This is a genomic window from Couchioplanes azureus (assembly GCF_014648355.1).
In the GTDB taxonomy this organism is placed as follows: domain Bacteria; phylum Actinomycetota; class Actinomycetes; order Mycobacteriales; family Micromonosporaceae; genus Actinoplanes; species Actinoplanes azureus.
Genome location: NZ_BMQY01000008.1, coordinates 1 through 14,984, shown reverse-complemented (window position 1 = coordinate 14,984; position 14,984 = coordinate 1). Strand labels below are relative to the sequence as shown.

Below are 14,984 nucleotides of genomic sequence, written 5' to 3'. Positions count from 1 at the left end.
GCGCTGCTCACGGTACGCGCACGGGCAAGGAAACCTCAGTGGAAGGCAAGGGTCATCGTATGCGGCGTCAGGGAAGCTTCCGCTTGGCTGTGCGCGGTCCACAGACGACTCCGGGAGAACCCCGATGCGCAGACGCCGCATGATATCGATGTACGCCGTGCTCGTCGCGGCGATGCTCACCCCGGCCTCCCTCGCCGGAGCGCGCGAAACGACCCGCCACGCCGGCGGTCGAGAGACAGCCACCCGCCAGGGCCGCCTTCGCCCACCCCGGCGTGCTCGTGAGCCGGGCGCAGCTCGACTTCGTGCGGGCCAAGGTCAGGGCGGGCAGACAACCCCTCGCGCTGTGGCGCGGGCGGGTGCCGGCCTACATCTACCGGCCGGTTCGCCGCGGCGCTGGAGTTCCACGCCCGGTACGAGACCGGCACGCCGGTGCCGTCATGACGCCGACGTCGGCCGACAACCCGGCCTGAGCCGGACGGGAAATCGACATTCTTGACTTGATTATGAACGGGCTGATAACTCTTAGGAAACCTTCTTAAAGGGGGGACCAGGGTGACCATCTACGCTCGCGGCCTCGTCGCCGTCCTGCTCCTCGCGGGCTCGGCGACGGCGGCCGCCGCCCCCGCCCACGCCGCCCCGGCGGGACTCACCGCCGCCTTCTCGGCCACCGACCACGGCACCTACTCCGTCGACAAGTACGTCATCAGCAATCCGACCAGCGCCGCGGTCACCGGCTGGAAGCTGGAGTTCGACCTGCCGGCCGGCGTCACCATGGGCGACGCCCACCACGGCACCGTGACCCGGACCGGCAACCATGTCACGGTGGTCAATGCGCACTACAACGGCACCGTGGCCGCCGGAGGCACCACCGAGCCGTACAGTTTCTGGTTCATCGCCACCGGATCGCAGGCCGCGCCGCTCAACTGCCGGGTCAACGGCGACAAGTGCGACGGCAGTGCCGACCGGGCGCCCGGCACGCCCACCGGGCTGACCGTCGCGGGGCGCACCACCACGACCGTGTCGCTGCGCTGGACCCCCGCCGTCGCGACCGACTTCCCGATCGCCGGGTACGACGTCCACCGCGGTACGGAACCGGCCGCCACAGTCACCGAACCGGCGGCGACGATTTCCGGCCTGACGCCGCGCACCGCGTACACGTTCACGGTGCGCGCCAAGGATTCGCGCGGCAACGTCTCCGCCAGCTCGACCGCGGTCACCGCCACCACCCTCGACCCCGCCGCCGACACCACCGCGCCGCCGGCTCCCGGCGGGCTGCGCGCCACCGCCACAGGCGCGGTCGCCGTGACCCTCGCCTGGAACCCGGTCTCGGACGCCGGCGGCATCGCGGGTTACGACGTCTACCGGGGCGCGGCCCTGGCCGCGTCGGTCACCGGCACCACCGCGACCGTCGGCGGGCTCAGCCCCCTCACCGAGTACACGTTCACGGTGCGCGCCCGTGACAACTACGACAACGCCTCACCGCCGTCCAGCGCCGTCACGGTCACCACCGACGACGCCGTGGGCACCGGCGGCTACGCGAAGGTGGGCTACTTCGTCCAGTGGGGCATCTACGGCCGGCAGTACTTCGTCCGCAACCTCGACACCTCCGGGGCGGCGGCCCGGCACCCACCTCAACTACGCCTTCGCCAACCTCGACCCGGTCGGCCTCACCTGCCTGCAAGGGGTCACCCGAGGCACCACCGCCAACCCGCAGGACCCCGACCAGGGCACCGGTGCCGGCGACGCCGACGCCGACTACGGCCGTCCGTTCAGCGCGGCGCAGTCCGTCGACGGGGTCGCCGACACCGGCTGGGAGACGCTGCGCGGAAACTTCAACCAGCTGCGCAAGCTCAAGGCCAAGCACCCGCACCTCAAGGTGCTCATCTCGCTCGGCGGCTGGACGTACTCCAAGTTCTTCTCCGATGCGGCAGCCACCCCGGCGGCACGGGAGAAGCTGGTGCGCTCCTGCGTGGACATGTATCTGCGGGGAAACCTGCCGGTGTACAACGGCGCCGGCGGGCCGGGCAGCGCGGCGGGCATCTTCGACGGCATCGACCTCGACTGGGAATGGCCGGGCGCCGAGGGGCACCCGGGCAACCACTGGGGACCGCACGACAAGGCCAACAACACCGCGCTACTGGCCGAGTTCCGCCGGCAGATGGACGCCCTCGGCGCGACGACCGGCAAGCGGTACCTGCTGACCGCCTTCACCCCGGCCGACCCGGCGAAGATCGATGCCGGCTGGGACATCACCCGCGCCGACGGCACGCCGAGCGTGTTCGACTCGCTCGACTTCGCCAACGTCCAGGGCTACGACTTCCACGGGGCCGGCAGCGACAACTCCTGGGAGCCGAACCGCACCGGCCACCAGGGCAACCTGTACCGCGACGCGCAGGACCCGTACCCGTTCGAGTTCAGCGTGGAGCGGGCCGTTCGCACCTACACCGACGCCGGGGTGAACCCGCGCAAGCTCACCGTCGGTTTCGCGTTCTACGGCCGCGGCTGGCAGGGGGTGGCCGCCGGGCCGGCCGGTGCCGACGGCGAGTGGCAGAGCGCCACGGGCGCCGCCCCCGGCCAGTTCGCCGAGGAGGCCGGCACCCGGGGATACGCGAACCTCGTCGCCATGGTCCCCGGCTGCACCGTCCGCCACGACACGCAGTCGGTCTCGGCCTTCTGCTACACCGGCGCCGGCGGCCAGTGGTGGACCTTCGACGATGCCTGGTCGATCGGGCAGAAGAGCGCCTGGCTCAAGCGGCAGAACCTGCTCGGCGCCATGGTCTGGGAGATGTCGGGCGACACGGCCGGCGGCACGCTGATGAGCGCGCTGCACAACGCCCTGCCGGGCGGATCGTCCCGCTAGCGGCTGCGCCCACCTTTTGCGAAAAAGGTGGGCGCAGCGAGATTGTCGGATAACTTCCATTCTGCTTGACCCCGAAAACTCCCCACCGCTATACAGCTTTCGTCGCGACTCGCTGGGCTCAGGGCCGGAGGCTCTCATGGAACCGATCTCTCTGATCATCGCGGCGATTACCGCCGGCGCCACCGCGGCGGCCCAGGACACGACTTCGGCCATCGTGAGAGATGCGTACCAGGGCCTCAAAAGGATGATTCTGCGCCGGTGCGGTGGCAGCCCCGAGGCGCAGGAGGAATTGGCGCGGCAGGAACGCGAGTTGGATTCCGATCCGGCGGGGCTCGCCGAGCGGCTGCGGGCCGCCGGCGCCGACCGCGACGAGGAGCTGGTGGCGGCCGCCCAGGGGCTGCTGGAGACGGTCGACCCGGCGGGCGCCCGGGCCCACAAATATTCCGTCTCGATCAGCGGAGGAAAGGGCGTCGTGGTCGGCGACCACGCGACCACGACGATGAATTTCGACGACCGTGACTGATCGCCGTCGAGACATCGGGATCTCCGGCGGCAAAGGTGTCGTGGTCGGCGACTACGCCACCGTGTTCCAGTCGTTCGCCGACCAGTCCCGTCCCATCGCCTCGTATATCCGGGCGGCGCAGTTCCGCACCGTCGTGGCGGAGCGCACCAGGCATTTCGTCGGCCGGGAGTTCGTTTTCGACAGCGTCGCCCGGCTCACCACCGGCGAGCAGTTCGGGTCCGGTTACGTCGTGATTCGCGGCGAGCCCGGCATCGGCAAGACGTCGATCGCCGCGTCGCTGGTCCTGCGCTGGGGCTGCGTGCATCATTTCAACATCGCCCCGGAGAACATCCGGTCGCCGCGCCAGTTTCTCGAGAACGTCTGTGCGCAACTCATCGTGCGCTACGACCTGCCGCACTCCGCGATGCCGGCCGAGGCGGGCGCCGACGCCGGTTTCCTCTCCCAGCTGCTCGGCGAGGCCGCCGAGCGGGCTCGCGAACGCGGCACGTCGCCGGTGGTCGTCGTGGTGGACGCGCTCGACGAGGCCGAGGACACTGGCCTGCCCCACTCGGCCAACCGCCTGTTCCTGCCGCGCGCGCTGCCCGACGGCGTCTTCTTCGTCGTCACCACACGCGAGGAGATCGACTACCGCCTCGACGTCGACCACCTGGAGGACATCTGGATCCGCGACGACGATCCCGCCAACGAGCGGGACGTCAGGCGCTACATCGAGGGCTTCGTCGAGGCGAACGCCGAGGTCATGACGGCCCGCATGGCCGAGTGGCAGCTGAGCCCGGCGGAGTTCGTCCAGGAGCTGGCCCGCTTCTCCGAGGGCAACTTCATGTATCTGGTGCACGTCCTGCCCGAGATCGCGCAGGCCCGGTTGAGCCGGGACACCGTCGGCGCCATCCAGGGCCTTCCCCGGGGGCTGAAGGGCTACTACCAGCGGCACTGGCGCGACATGAAGGACGAGGATCCCGAGCGGTTCGCCCGGCTCCAGCGCCCGGTGCTGTGTTTCCTCGCCATCGGCCGGGAGCCGGTCACGATCCACCAGCTGACGGAGTGGACGCGGCTCACGCCGGGCGATCTGCGGGCGGTGATCCACCAGTGGCGCGAGTTCCTCAACGAGGACACCAGGACGTCCCCCAGCCGGTACCGCATCTACCACCGCAGCTTCGCGGATTTCCTCGACGAGCAGGAGGACCTGCGCTGGTACCACGACCAGATAGCCTCCGCGGCCCTGCTGAAGATCCCCGCCTTCCTGAGCGGCCCGGGAGCCTCCGGGCTTCCGTAGCGGCCGGGTGGCGTTGGAGGATGGTCGATGAGTGATCCCTTCCACCTCCTGTCGGACTACGACCTCCGGCATCTGCCTCGCCACCTGGCCGAAGCCGGACGCATCGACGAGATGCACTGGCTGCTGAGCTTGGAGGACACCGTGCCGGACGACCGGGCCGACCGGCGACGACGGCTGACCGGCCGGTCGGGCAACGCCTGGTACGTGGCCGCCACCCGCGACGGCGACCAGCGGCGCTACATCGACCAGGTGGAGTACGCCGCACGCAGCGCCGGGCGGGTCACCGCGGCGGACCTGCGTGCCGGACGCACCGGGTTCGGCATCGTCCACGAGTTCCACTACGCGCTGAGCCTCGCCTCGGTGCGCAACCTGTCCGCCAACGTCCCCGTACGGCTGCTCGCCGCCCTGGTCCGGCGCGACCTGCTCGGCCAGGAGGAGGCGCTGTCGTACGTCCGCCAGGTCCCGGATCCGCGCCAGCGGGCGGAAGGGCTCCGGAGCCTCCTGCCGTTCCTCGACGAGCGAACCGCGTCCGAGGTGGCCGCCGAGGCGCTCGCCGCCGTGGCCGCCGTGGAGGACGAGTACTGGCGGGTGGCCGAGCTGGGACAGCTCGTCCCCCGGCTGCCGGCGGCGCTGGCGTCGCACGCGCAGCTCGTCGCCGACCGGTTCCACGATCCGTACTACAGCGCGGTGGCGATGGCCGTGCTGGGTCGCGACCTCGACGCCGACCTTCGTGCCCGGCTGGCGTCGCTGCAGTTCGGGCGAGCCAACGTCGTGACCGAGGAGTACGGCCTGACCGAGGGGCAGCTCTCGTTCCGCGACGACTACCTGGGCGAGTACGCCCAACGCGGCCTGCACGCGGTCCGCGGCCTGGGCGAGCTCCTGCGCAAGCGCGGCGCGGAGTCCATCACGTCGCCGCACTGGGCGGCGCAGGCGTACGCCGCGCTCGCCGACGAGTCCGACGAGTTCCTGGAGCCGGCGATCGCCGCCGCCGGGGCCGTCGGCGGCGATGCCGCGCACGCCGGCCTGGTCCGGGTGGTCGCGCTGCGGATGGCGGCGCTCGGGGACACCGCGGGGGCCGAGGCGCTGCTCGCCGAGGGGACGCTGGGCGACGCCGACCGTCTGCTGGTGCGCTGCGAGCTCGCGGCCCTGGGCGCGACCCGGATCGAGCTCGACGAGCTGGACGCGCTGGCCGATCCCTGGACGCTGCTGCGCGCCTGCCGGACCCTGCTGCCCGCGTTGCGGGGGGCGGACCTGGCCCGCATGGTCGAGGAGCTGACCCTGCCCGGGGGCGACGACCTGCCCGCCGGCATCCTGGCCGACCGGCTCGCCGCGGTCGCGCCGTACGCCGACCGGGCGGCCTGGGAACGGGCCTTCCGTACGGCCGCACGCCTCGGCCACCCGGAACAGAGGATGCGGGTCCTGGGCCTGCTCGCGGCCCGCGGCGTCGCGCTCGGCGACGACTCGGCGCTCGGCCTGGTACGGGAGATGGACGACGAGTACTGGTACGGCCGGGCGGTGGACCAGCTGGTTCCGGCGCTGGTGCACGCCGGGCGTACCGGTGAGGCGCTGGCCTGGGCACAGGCGGCGCCGCACCCGCACCGCCGCGCGGCGTTGACCGCCAGGTGCGCGGCGGAGCTGCCCGGGGCGCAACGCGGCGCGGCGTTCGCCGCGGCGTACGACACGGCGTCGTCCATCGCCGCGCCGGCGTCGCGGGTGCGCGCGCTCGTGCTGCTCGCCGAGGCGGCCGGCGGAGACGACGCGACGCGGTTCCTCGCCGAGGCGGCCGATGCGGCCGACTCCATGGAAGCGAGTGCGCGACTGCGCGCGGACGCGGTCGCCGCCGTGGCGGCCGCCCTGGCGGCGCACGGGGACGTGGCGCGGGCCCTCGGCCTCGCCGCGGAGATCGTCAACGAGCAGGCGCTGGCCACGGCGCTCGCCGGGGTCACCGAACACGCCGACGAGGGACACTGTGGCCGGATCCTCGCGCGGACCCGGGCCGTCGAGGGCCGCCGGCAGCGCGGGCGGGTCCTGACCGCGCTGGCGTGCCGGGTCGCGGCGCTCGGCGCCGAGCCGGTCACGCTGCACGAGTACTGGCGGGAGGCACTGCAGACCCTCGCGCTCGCCGAGCGCGAGGACTTCCTGCGGGAGGCGGTCAACCTGCTGCCGGTCGCCGAGAAGCTCGCCGGCCCCGAGGCCCTGCACGCCCTGGCCGGCACCAGCCGGCGGATCATGACGTGGTGGCCCTGACCGGACGGGTCAGCCCAGCGTGCCGGGGTCGCCGCCCACGCTGCGCCACAAAGCCAGCTCCTGCATGCGGCCGGCGAAGACCCGCTTGTCGGCGTCGGGCCAGGCGCCCACGTTGACCCCGTACGGCCACTCGACGCCCTGCACCCGGCCGAGGGGGCTGTACTCCGCCGCGCACCGCCGGTCGTCGATGGACAGGGTGCAGGTGTCGATGCCGTCGTAGGTGAAGACGATCCGTATCCACCGTCCCAGTGGGACGGCATCCGGCTCGCTCTGCACGCCGCCCCAGTCGATGCCGTCGTAGACCGTTCCGCCGAGGCTGCGGTCGGGATCGATGAACAGGGCGAACGCGAGGTACCCCTCGACGATCGTATGGCGGCCGCGGACCCGGTCCACCCAGACCGAGCTGGTCACCCGGATGCCACCGAGCCGGCGGAACTCGGGCGACGGGGGAACGACGATGCGGCTGCGGCGCCCGTCGAACCCCATCGCCGGCGCGCCGGGCGTCCGTCCGGCGACGGCCTCGATGTGGTACGGCTGCACCACCTGCCCGCGGGCCGACGTGTCGACCGGCTGGTGCTGGCCCTGACGCAGATCGAGGATGAGCTCCATTCGGGCCGCCTTCCGTCTGCGCCGGATTCTCCCACGACACCGCCGCCCGTCACGACAGTTTCAGCTGCGGGCGGTACAGCTCCAGCCAGGCGCTGAGATTCAGCACCCATTCGAGGTTGTTGCGCACCCGCGGCGGCACGCGGGACGGCGCGGTCTCCACCGCCTCGCCCAGCCACCGCCGGTCGACGACCTCGAAGACGCGGTGGTCGCGCTCGGCGACGAGCTCCTTGGCCTGGCGCTGGAGGGCCGCCACGTACATCGGCTCCTGGATGGCGGGGAAGGCGCTCTTGGCGCGGTGGAGCACCGACGCCGGCAGCATGTCGCGCACGGCCGAGCGCAGCAGGCTCTTCGGCCGGCCGTCGAAGGCCTTCCAGGCCCACGGTACGTTGTAGACGTACTCCACCAGCCGGTGGTCGCAGTACGGCACCCGCGCCTCCAGTCCGGTCGCCATGCTCAGCCGGTCCTTGCGGTCGAGCAGGACCCGCAGGTGCCGGGTCAGGTGGTGGTGGCCGGCCACCCGCATCCGGTGCTCCCCCGGAGTCTCGCCGTCGAGCGGTTCCACCTCGCGCACCGCCGCGGCGTACGCCTGCACCACGTGGTCCCACACGTCGACACGGGGCGCCAGATCCGGGGCGATCGCCTCGGGCAGCGGCCCGTACGTCCGGAAGAGGGACGTGATCCAGCCGAACATGCCGGTGCGCTGGACGGCCGGGTCGTGGAACCAGTGGTACCCGCCGAACAGCTCGTCGGCCGACTCACCGGACAGGGCGACGACCGAGTGCTCACGGACGGCCCGGAACAGCAGGTAGAGCGAGCGGTCGCGATCGCCGGAGCCCGGCGGGGTGTCGTAGGACCACACGGCCCGCCGGCGCAGGGACGGCTCGGCCAGCACGACGTCGTCGAGCACGAGGTCCCGGTGGTCGCAGCCCACGTGATCCACGACCTCGCGCACGTAGGGCTGGTCCGGGTCGGCCCTCTCGTCGTCCGGTACGAACGACTGGCTGTATCCGGCGAAGTCGACCGTGCAGGTGCGTACCCGCTCCCGTCCGGCCAGCTCGGCCGCGGCGAGCGCGGTCAGCGCGCCCGAGTCGATGCCCCCGGACAGCAGCACGCACACCGGCACGTCGGCGACGAGCTGCCGGCGCACGATGTCGTCGAGGAGGTGCCGGGTGTGCGCGATGGTGGCCGGCAGGTCGTCCCGGTGCGGCCGGGTGCCGAGGGTCCAGTAGGTCCGGGCGGTCAGCCCGGCGCGCGAGACCGTCACCACCGTGCCGGGCTCCACCTCCCGCAACCCCCGCCACGGTACGCCGGGCAGCGTCACGGTGTAGGCGAGCATCCGGTGCAGGCCCTCGATGTCCACCACCCGCTCGGCGCAGGGGTGGGCGAGGATCGCCTTCGGCTCGGACCCGAAGAGCAGGCCGTCCTCCGTGCGCTGGTAGTAGAGCGGCTTCACGCCCAGCCGGTCGCGGACCAGCGCCAGCCGCTCGTTGCGAGCGTCCCAGACCGCGAACGCGAAGATGCCGTTGAGCCGCCCGGCGAGCCCGGTGCCCCACTGGAGGTAGGCGCGCAGCACCACCTCGGTGTCGCTGGAGGTGCGGAACCGGTGCCCCCGTGCCCGCAGCTCCCCGCGCAGCTCGACGTAGTTGTAGACCTCGCCGCTGTAGGTGATCGTCACGGGGCCGTCCGGCGTCGGCGCGGTCATCGGTTGCCGCCCGCCCGGCAGGTCGACGACCGCGAGCCGGCGATGGCCCAGGGCCACGTGCCGGTCGCTCCACCGCCCCTCGTCGTCCGGTCCCCGCTCGCGCAGGGTCGCGAGCATCGCGCCGACGGCCGGCGAGTCGGTCAGGTCGCGCTCGAACGAGACCCAGCCCGTGATGCCGCACATGATCAGTCCTCCGCGCGTTCGTGGTGGCGTCCCGCGAAGTAGCGCGGCGCAGCGGGCCCGATCGCGCCCTGCCGGCCGCGCGCCACCCGCGACCGCAGGCCCGCGACGACCGCCGGGCGCAGGTCGCCGCGCTGCACCCAGGCCCGCTCGTCGGCGTGCCACATGCGGGCCAGCCACGAGGCGGTGCCGCGCAGGCCGGTCGGGCCGTACGACCCGCGCACGGCCCAGTCGTAGTTCTCGACCACGTAGGTACGGCCGTCGACCTGCGTCCCGCGGGGCACCTCCCGACCGGTCAGGTCGAGGTGCATGGCACGCACGACGTCGATGTCCCGGTCCGTGACGAACAGCCGGAAGCACGCGCAGACCCGCGGGTTCGCGTCGAGCAGACGGTAGGTGCCGGTGCGCGGGTCGTGGCGGAGGTCGATGCCGATCGGACCCGCGTACCGGATGTCGCGCAGGAACCGCTCCACGGCCCGGCGCAGCTCGCCGTTGGTCTCCGTCCGGGCGTACGCCGTCTCGCCGGCGAATGCGGGGCGGGATCGCAACTTGCGGCCGGTGAAGCTGACCAGTGGCGTGGAGGTCGCGTCGTAGTAGCCGTGGTAGAGCCAGTCGTCGCCCGCGAGGACCTCCTGCACGATCACCTCGTACGGCCCCGCCGAGCGGTCCTGGAGCGTCCGGCGCAACGCCTCCCGGTCCCGCGCGATCACCGTGCTGAACGTGCGCGTACCGTCCGGGCGCAGGCCCGCCACCGGGCGCTTGACCACCGCCGGCAGGCGCAGCCCCGCGACGTCGGCGTCGGCGGCCGGGCAGCACAGGGCCACGGCCGCGGGGACGCCCAGCCCCGCCCGTGCCGCGCTGTCGGCACAGCTCACCTTGCTCGCCAGCCGCCGGGCGAGGCCGGCGGGACACGGGGGCAGCAGCACCACGCCGGCCAGGTCGGCGGCGTGCTCGTTGCAGAGCATCGCCGCGACGTCGTCGGTGGGCACCACCACGCTCGGGCGGCCGAGGTGCGCGGCCATCCGGCGCAGGGCCGCCACGAACCGGTCCCCGGCCGCGTCGTCGCGCCCGGTGGGCCAGGCGAACCCGCCGGACAGCAGGGACGACGTCGCGGAGGCCGCGTGCCGGTGCTCGACCACGGCGTACGCGGCCACTCCGGCCCGGGCGAGGCTGCGCACGACGGCGAGCCCGCCGTGGTGCCAGGGATAGCTGCCGATCTTGCACACGAGGGCCGGGACATCGGTGGCGAGTCGGGGCTCGCGGCCGCGGGACATCACCACCCGCCCCGGTCGACGGGCTTCTCGAACAGGGCCACGGGGTAGCCGGACGGGCAACTGTGCGGCCGCCGCCCCACCTCGTGGTAGCCCGCCTCCGCGTAGTAGCGGCACAACCGGGCGTTGCCGGCGGCGCAGCTCAACCGGGCGAGCAGCCGGCCGGCCGCGGCGATGCGCCGCTCGGCCACCTCCAGCAGCACGCGCCCGGTGCCGGGCCGCGCGGCCGCGCGGTCGGTCATGAGCCGGTGCACGTACCCGGCGCAGGGAGGCTGCGGTCCCCAGTCGACAGGGTCCTTCCACCACAGCTCCCACGCCCCGACCAGCCGGCCGGACGGCAGGCGCAGGGCGAGCCACACCTCGCCGCGCCGGATACGCTCCCGGAAGTGGGCCTCGGTGAGCTCACCCGGGCGCCACTGCGCGATGCCGTGGGCGATCTGCCACCGGGCGGCGGCGTCGCGCATCGCGACGAGCCTCGACAGATCGGGCCCGTCCTCGGCGAGCCGGAAGGTCAGGGCCGGCTCGCCGGCGCGGTTCACCGCGGCGCTCCCGGGTCCGTCGCGCCGGCCAGCGCCGCGCGCCCCGGCCGCGGTTGCCAGGCCGGCCACATCGAGGCCACCATCTCCGGCAGCGTCCGGCGCGGCCGCCAGCCGAGCTCGCACCGGATGCGTGCGATGTCCGCCACGACCGCGGGCGGGTCGCCCGCGCGGCGCGGTCCCGTGCGGCACGGGACCGCCCTCCCGGTCACCGCCTCCACCGACCGGACCACCTCGTACACCGAGTGCCCGTTGCCGGTGCCGACGTTGAACACCGCCTGAGGCGCGGCACCCGCCCGCAGCCGGGCCATGGCCGCGAGGTGGGCCCGCGCCACGTCGTCCACGTGCACGTAGTCGCGGACCGCACTGCCGTCGGCCGTCGGGTAGTCGGTTCCCGTGACGGTGAACGGCCGCCGGGACACCACCGCGTCGAACAGCAGCGGGAACAGCCCGGTCGGGGTGGCGTCGGCGAGCGAGGCGTGGGCCGCGCCGCTGACGTTGAAGTAGCGCAGCGCCACCCAGGAGAGCCCGGTCCCGGTTCCGGCCGCGCGCAGGAGTTGCTCGCCGAGGAGCTTGCTGTGCCCGTACGGGTTGATCGGCGCCGTCCGGTCGCCCTCGTCCACCGGTCCGGGCGGCGGCGCACCGTAGACGGCCGCCGACGACGAGTAGACCAGCCGCCGGACACCGGCGTCGGACATCGCCTGGAGCACGGCGAGGAACCCGCCGACGTTCTCCTCGTAGTAGAGCTCCGGCCGGGACACCGACTCGGCCGGCGACTTGCGCGCGGCGAGATGGACGACGCCGGTGAGGGCGTGGCGGCGCAGCGCCCAGGCGACGGCCCGCCGGTCGCGCACCGTCGAGACGACCAGCGGGACGTCCCGCGGCAGCCGCCCGGCCCGGCCGCAGGACAGGTCGTCGAGTACGACCACGACGTGGCGGGCCGCCCGCAGCCGGCGCACGACGTGGGCACCGATGTAGCCGGCGCCACCGGTGACCAGCCACCTCATGGGTGTCCTCCGGCCGGGGCGAGGCCCGGGACCAGCCGGCGGCAGTTGCCCGCGTAGACGCCCTCGAGGACCCGGTGCGGCAGGTCGAGCGCGGACACCGGCCAGCGACCGGTCGGCGGCGGATCGGACGCCGAGTACGGGAAGGCCTCGTCGGCGGTCTCCAGGAACCGGAACGCGATCTCGTAGTCGCTGCGGCACGGCGGGATGCCGTCGGTGCCGAACAGCACGCGCGCCGGGTGGCGCAGGACGAGGCGGCGGGCGGCACGCGGCTGACGGCCGAGCTCGGCGATGCGCGCCGCGATGTCGATGTGGAAATTCGGGTACGTGCCGAGCATCCGGTCGACCCACCCCAGGTCCTCGGCATAGCACCCGGCGTGCACACCGACGAAGGTCGTCTGCGGGTACGTCGCCACGAGGGCTTCCAACGCGTCGATCAGCCGGGCGAAGCGCGGGAAACCCGGGCCGGCGAACGACCAGTCCGGGTGCGCCAGCAGTTCCTCCAGCCGCTCGTTGTGCCGGTTCACGGGATCGAAGAACGCCACCGGGTCCGCGGTGTGGATCGCGACCGGAACGCCCAGCTCCCCCGCCGCGCGCCAGAGCGGGTCGAGCCGCGGATCGTCGGGCAGCACGAGCGCGCCGTCGGCGTCGCGGACCCGCAGCCCGAGGTCCTTCCACACCTTGAGGCCGCGCGCGCCGGCCGCCACGGACCGGCAGAGGCTGGCGGCGAGCCGCTCGCCGCCCCCGGCGCCGGCGAGCGCGGTCCAGTCGACGTGGCAGAAGGTGGCGAAGCGCTCGGGGTGCCGGCGGTCGTACCGGTCGAGGTTCGCCTCCAGTTCGTCGCCCCACCGGCCGTCCAGATTGACCGCCGCGGCCACGTTGCACTCGTCCATGAGCGCGAGGAACGCGGAGGTGTCGGGAACCGCCCACCTGCCGCCGGTCAGCCACCGCCCGAGGTGGGTGTGCGAGTCGACCGCGGCGAACCGGGCGCGCGGCCTCGGCGACTCCGCGGTGCGCAGGCACGAACGCGGGATGTACTCCCGCAGCGGCAGGTCGGCGAGGTCGCCGGGCTCGGGTCCGTCCACCTCGATCAACCGCCCGTGGCCGCGGCGTACACCTCGCCGAGCCGGGTGCACATGCGCTCGGCCGACAGTTCCCCGGCGGCGTGCGCGCGGGCCGAGCGGGCCAGGGATTGCCGCAGGGCCGGATCGGCCAGCACCCGGACCGCGGCCGCGGCGAGCAGGTGGGGCCGGCGGCGCGGCGCGAGCGCGCCGTGCCGCCCGTGGCCGAGCAGCGCCGGTACGCCGCCGACGGCGGTCGCGACCACCGGCACGCCGGCCGCCATCGCCTCGATCACGGCGAGCGGCGTGCCCTCGGTGTCGGACGTGTGCAGCAACAGATCCAGGGCGGCGTACACCCCGGCGGTGTCGGCGACGTGGCCGAGCAGCACGACGCGGTCGCCGAGGCGGCGCTCCCGGACGATCCTGCGGATCTCGTCCCGGCGGGGACCGTCGCCGGCGATCACCAGGACCGCGTCCGGGAAGTGGCGGATGATGCCTTCGCCGGCGGTCAGGAAGACGTCGTGGCGCTTCTCCGGGGCCAGCCGGCCGACGATGCCGACCACGGGGAACCGGTCGCCGAGTCCCAGCCGGGCGCGGGCCAGCGCACGCCGCCGGGCGGTGACCGGCGGCGGCACCTCGATCCCGTTGACGACGACGTCGACCGGCCGGCCGGCGCCCCTCGCCAGGCGCGCGACCTGCCGCGGGCTGCAGGCGACCACCCGGTCGGCGAAGCGGTGGAGGAACAGCTCGGCCGGCCCCAGCATGCGGCGCGCCACCAGCGTCTCGACGAACCCGTGGTTGGTGTGGACGAGCGCGGCGCACCGCCAGCGGGCACCCGGCGGCAGACGGAGCACGCAGGCGAGCAGCAGGGCGGACGATCCGTGGGTGTGCAGCACGTGCGTCGCGGCCGGATCCGGCCCTGCGCGCCACAGGACCAGCAGCGCGCGGAGCCAGGCCCGCAGCCCCCGCCCCGGCACGACCGTCACGGCCCCGCCCTCGGCGCCGCCCAGGGGCGGGCCGGACGCGGCGGGACCCGCCGCCACCACGGTGGCCCGGGTCAGCGGCAAGGCATTCTGCGCGCGGGCGAGCGCCGCCACCACCACTTCACGGCCGCTCACCTGGGCACCGGTCACCAGGACGTGGCGAATGAGCAGGTGATCGCCGCGCCGGCCGGCGCAGGCACGCTCCGGCGGTCGCCGACTTCCGGGCTCGCGCATTCCGCCCCCTCCACCGTGGACGCGGTTGCCATTCTCACCCGGGAGGACTCATCGATCTTTGCGAATCTTGTAATCGGCAGGTCGGATATCCGTCACCGATCCGGCGGGCACCCGGACACGGTCGTGCGGCCGAGGACGGTCCCCGGCCGCACGACCGCAGGGTCGGTGCGCTACTGCTGCTCAGGAGCCGGACACGAGCCGGGTCCGGGCCATGTCCCAGTTGCCGCGCCCGGAGTCCCACACCGTACGGCTGGTCGGCTTGCCGGTCACGTCGTCGAACACGAACAGCTTCGCGTGCGCGTCGCCGTAGTCGTAGAAGGCGCCGATCTCGCCCTGGCCGTCACCGTCGAAGTCACCGGCGACGTACGACGCCCGGCCCGATTCCCAGTTGCCCTTCTGCGAGTCCCACGTCCACCGGGCGGTGGCGGTGCCCGCCACGTCGTCGTAGACGAACAGCTTGGTGTGCGCGTTGCCGTAGTCGTAGAACGCGCCGATCTCCGC

The 14,984-nt window shown here is 73.6% G+C and carries 13 protein-coding genes and 1 pseudogene; 5 read left to right on the top strand and 9 right to left on the bottom strand.

Features of this window, described 5'->3' with window-relative positions; genetic code table 11:
* Window positions 1–680: 680 nt before the first annotated feature.
* Window positions 681–821: a hypothetical protein gene (locus tag IEY99_RS35125; protein WP_189206573.1), complete on the bottom strand. Its 141-nt coding sequence runs from the start codon at window positions 819–821 to the stop codon at window positions 681–683.
* Between IEY99_RS35125 and IEY99_RS35120 the strand changes: the two are divergent.
* From IEY99_RS35120 to IEY99_RS25270, 5 genes and pseudogenes are all read left to right on the top strand, one after another.
* A pseudogene (locus IEY99_RS35120) lies at window positions 754–1,440 on the top strand (fibronectin type III domain-containing protein); the annotation flags it as partial. The gene IEY99_RS35125 and the pseudogene IEY99_RS35120 sit on opposite strands and share 68 nt — an antisense overlap.
* A gap of 16 nt (window positions 1,441–1,456) precedes the next feature.
* Window positions 1,457–2,860: a glycoside hydrolase family 18 protein gene (locus tag IEY99_RS25285; protein WP_229799234.1), complete on the top strand. Its 1,404-nt coding sequence runs from the start codon at window positions 1,457–1,459 to the stop codon at window positions 2,858–2,860.
* A gap of 136 nt (window positions 2,861–2,996) precedes the next feature.
* Window positions 2,997–3,383, top strand: coding sequence for a Het-E N-terminal domain-containing protein (locus IEY99_RS25280; protein WP_189206572.1), 387 nt, complete (start codon window positions 2,997–2,999; stop codon window positions 3,381–3,383).
* Window positions 3,376–4,656, top strand: coding sequence for an AAA family ATPase (locus tag IEY99_RS25275; protein WP_189206571.1), 1,281 nt, complete (start codon window positions 3,376–3,378; stop codon window positions 4,654–4,656). The genes IEY99_RS25280 and IEY99_RS25275 overlap by 8 nt, the downstream gene beginning before the upstream one ends.
* A 27-nt stretch (window positions 4,657–4,683) precedes the next feature.
* A complete protein-coding gene (locus IEY99_RS25270) occupies window positions 4,684–6,903 on the top strand; it encodes a hypothetical protein (RefSeq protein WP_189206570.1) in 2,220 nt (739 codons plus the stop codon).
* Between the two features lie 9 nt (window positions 6,904–6,912).
* On the opposite strand, the gene IEY99_RS25265 is transcribed toward IEY99_RS25270, so the two are convergent.
* From IEY99_RS25265 to IEY99_RS25230, 8 genes are all read right to left on the bottom strand, one after another.
* Window positions 6,913–7,512 carry a hypothetical protein gene (locus tag IEY99_RS25265; protein WP_189206569.1) on the bottom strand — a complete coding sequence of 200 codons (600 nt, stop codon included), beginning with the start codon at window positions 7,510–7,512 and terminating at the stop codon, window positions 6,913–6,915.
* Window positions 7,513–7,561: 49 nt separating this feature from the next.
* On the bottom strand, window positions 7,562–9,397 hold the full coding sequence (gene asnB / locus IEY99_RS25260) for an asparagine synthase (glutamine-hydrolyzing) (RefSeq protein WP_189206568.1): 1,836 nt from the start codon (window positions 9,395–9,397) through the stop codon (window positions 7,562–7,564).
* A 2-nt stretch (window positions 9,398–9,399) separates the two neighbouring features.
* Window positions 9,400–10,674 carry a carboxylate--amine ligase gene (locus IEY99_RS25255; protein ID WP_229799233.1) on the bottom strand — a complete coding sequence of 425 codons (1,275 nt, stop codon included), beginning with the start codon at window positions 10,672–10,674 and terminating at the stop codon, window positions 9,400–9,402.
* Window positions 10,668–11,204 (bottom strand): GNAT family N-acetyltransferase, encoded by a 537-nt coding sequence (locus IEY99_RS25250; protein ID WP_229799232.1) that lies wholly within the window; start codon window positions 11,202–11,204, stop codon window positions 10,668–10,670. Before IEY99_RS25250 ends, IEY99_RS25255 begins: the two co-directional genes overlap by 7 nt.
* The gene (gene galE / locus IEY99_RS25245; RefSeq protein ID WP_189206566.1) at window positions 11,201–12,208 is read right to left on the bottom strand and encodes a UDP-glucose 4-epimerase GalE; all 1,008 of its coding nucleotides are present in this window, start codon (window positions 12,206–12,208) and stop codon (window positions 11,201–11,203) included. Before galE ends, IEY99_RS25250 begins: the two co-directional genes overlap by 4 nt.
* Complete coding sequence (locus tag IEY99_RS25240) at window positions 12,205–13,290, bottom strand: amidohydrolase family protein (protein ID WP_189206565.1); 1,086 nt, start codon at window positions 13,288–13,290, stop codon at window positions 12,205–12,207. The genes galE and IEY99_RS25240 overlap by 4 nt, the downstream gene beginning before the upstream one ends.
* A gap of 5 nt (window positions 13,291–13,295) precedes the next feature.
* The gene (locus IEY99_RS25235) at window positions 13,296–14,384 is read right to left on the bottom strand and encodes a glycosyltransferase family 4 protein (protein ID WP_189206564.1); all 1,089 of its coding nucleotides are present in this window, start codon (window positions 14,382–14,384) and stop codon (window positions 13,296–13,298) included.
* 279 nt (window positions 14,385–14,663) lie between these two features.
* A partial coding sequence (locus tag IEY99_RS25230; RefSeq protein ID WP_229799231.1) for a hypothetical protein occupies window positions 14,664–14,984 on the bottom strand: 321 nt, incomplete at its 5' end.

What these genes read in the sequence shown, in the direction of transcription:
- IEY99_RS25280 (WP_189206572.1), top strand. Translation starts at nt 2,997, where the DNA reads ATGGAACCGATCTCTCTGATCATCGCGGCGATTACCGCCGGCGCCACC.
- IEY99_RS25270 (WP_189206570.1), top strand. Translation starts at nt 4,684, where the DNA reads ATGAGTGATCCCTTCCACCTCCTGTCGGACTACGACCTCCGGCATCTG.
- galE (WP_189206566.1), bottom strand. Translation starts at nt 12,208, where the DNA reads ATGAGGTGGCTGGTCACCGGTGGCGCCGGCTACATCGGTGCCCACGTC.
- asnB (WP_189206568.1), bottom strand. Translation starts at nt 9,397, where the DNA reads ATGTGCGGCATCACGGGCTGGGTCTCGTTCGAGCGCGACCTGACCGAC.
- IEY99_RS25265 (WP_189206569.1), bottom strand. Translation starts at nt 7,512, where the DNA reads ATGGAGCTCATCCTCGATCTGCGTCAGGGCCAGCACCAGCCGGTCGAC.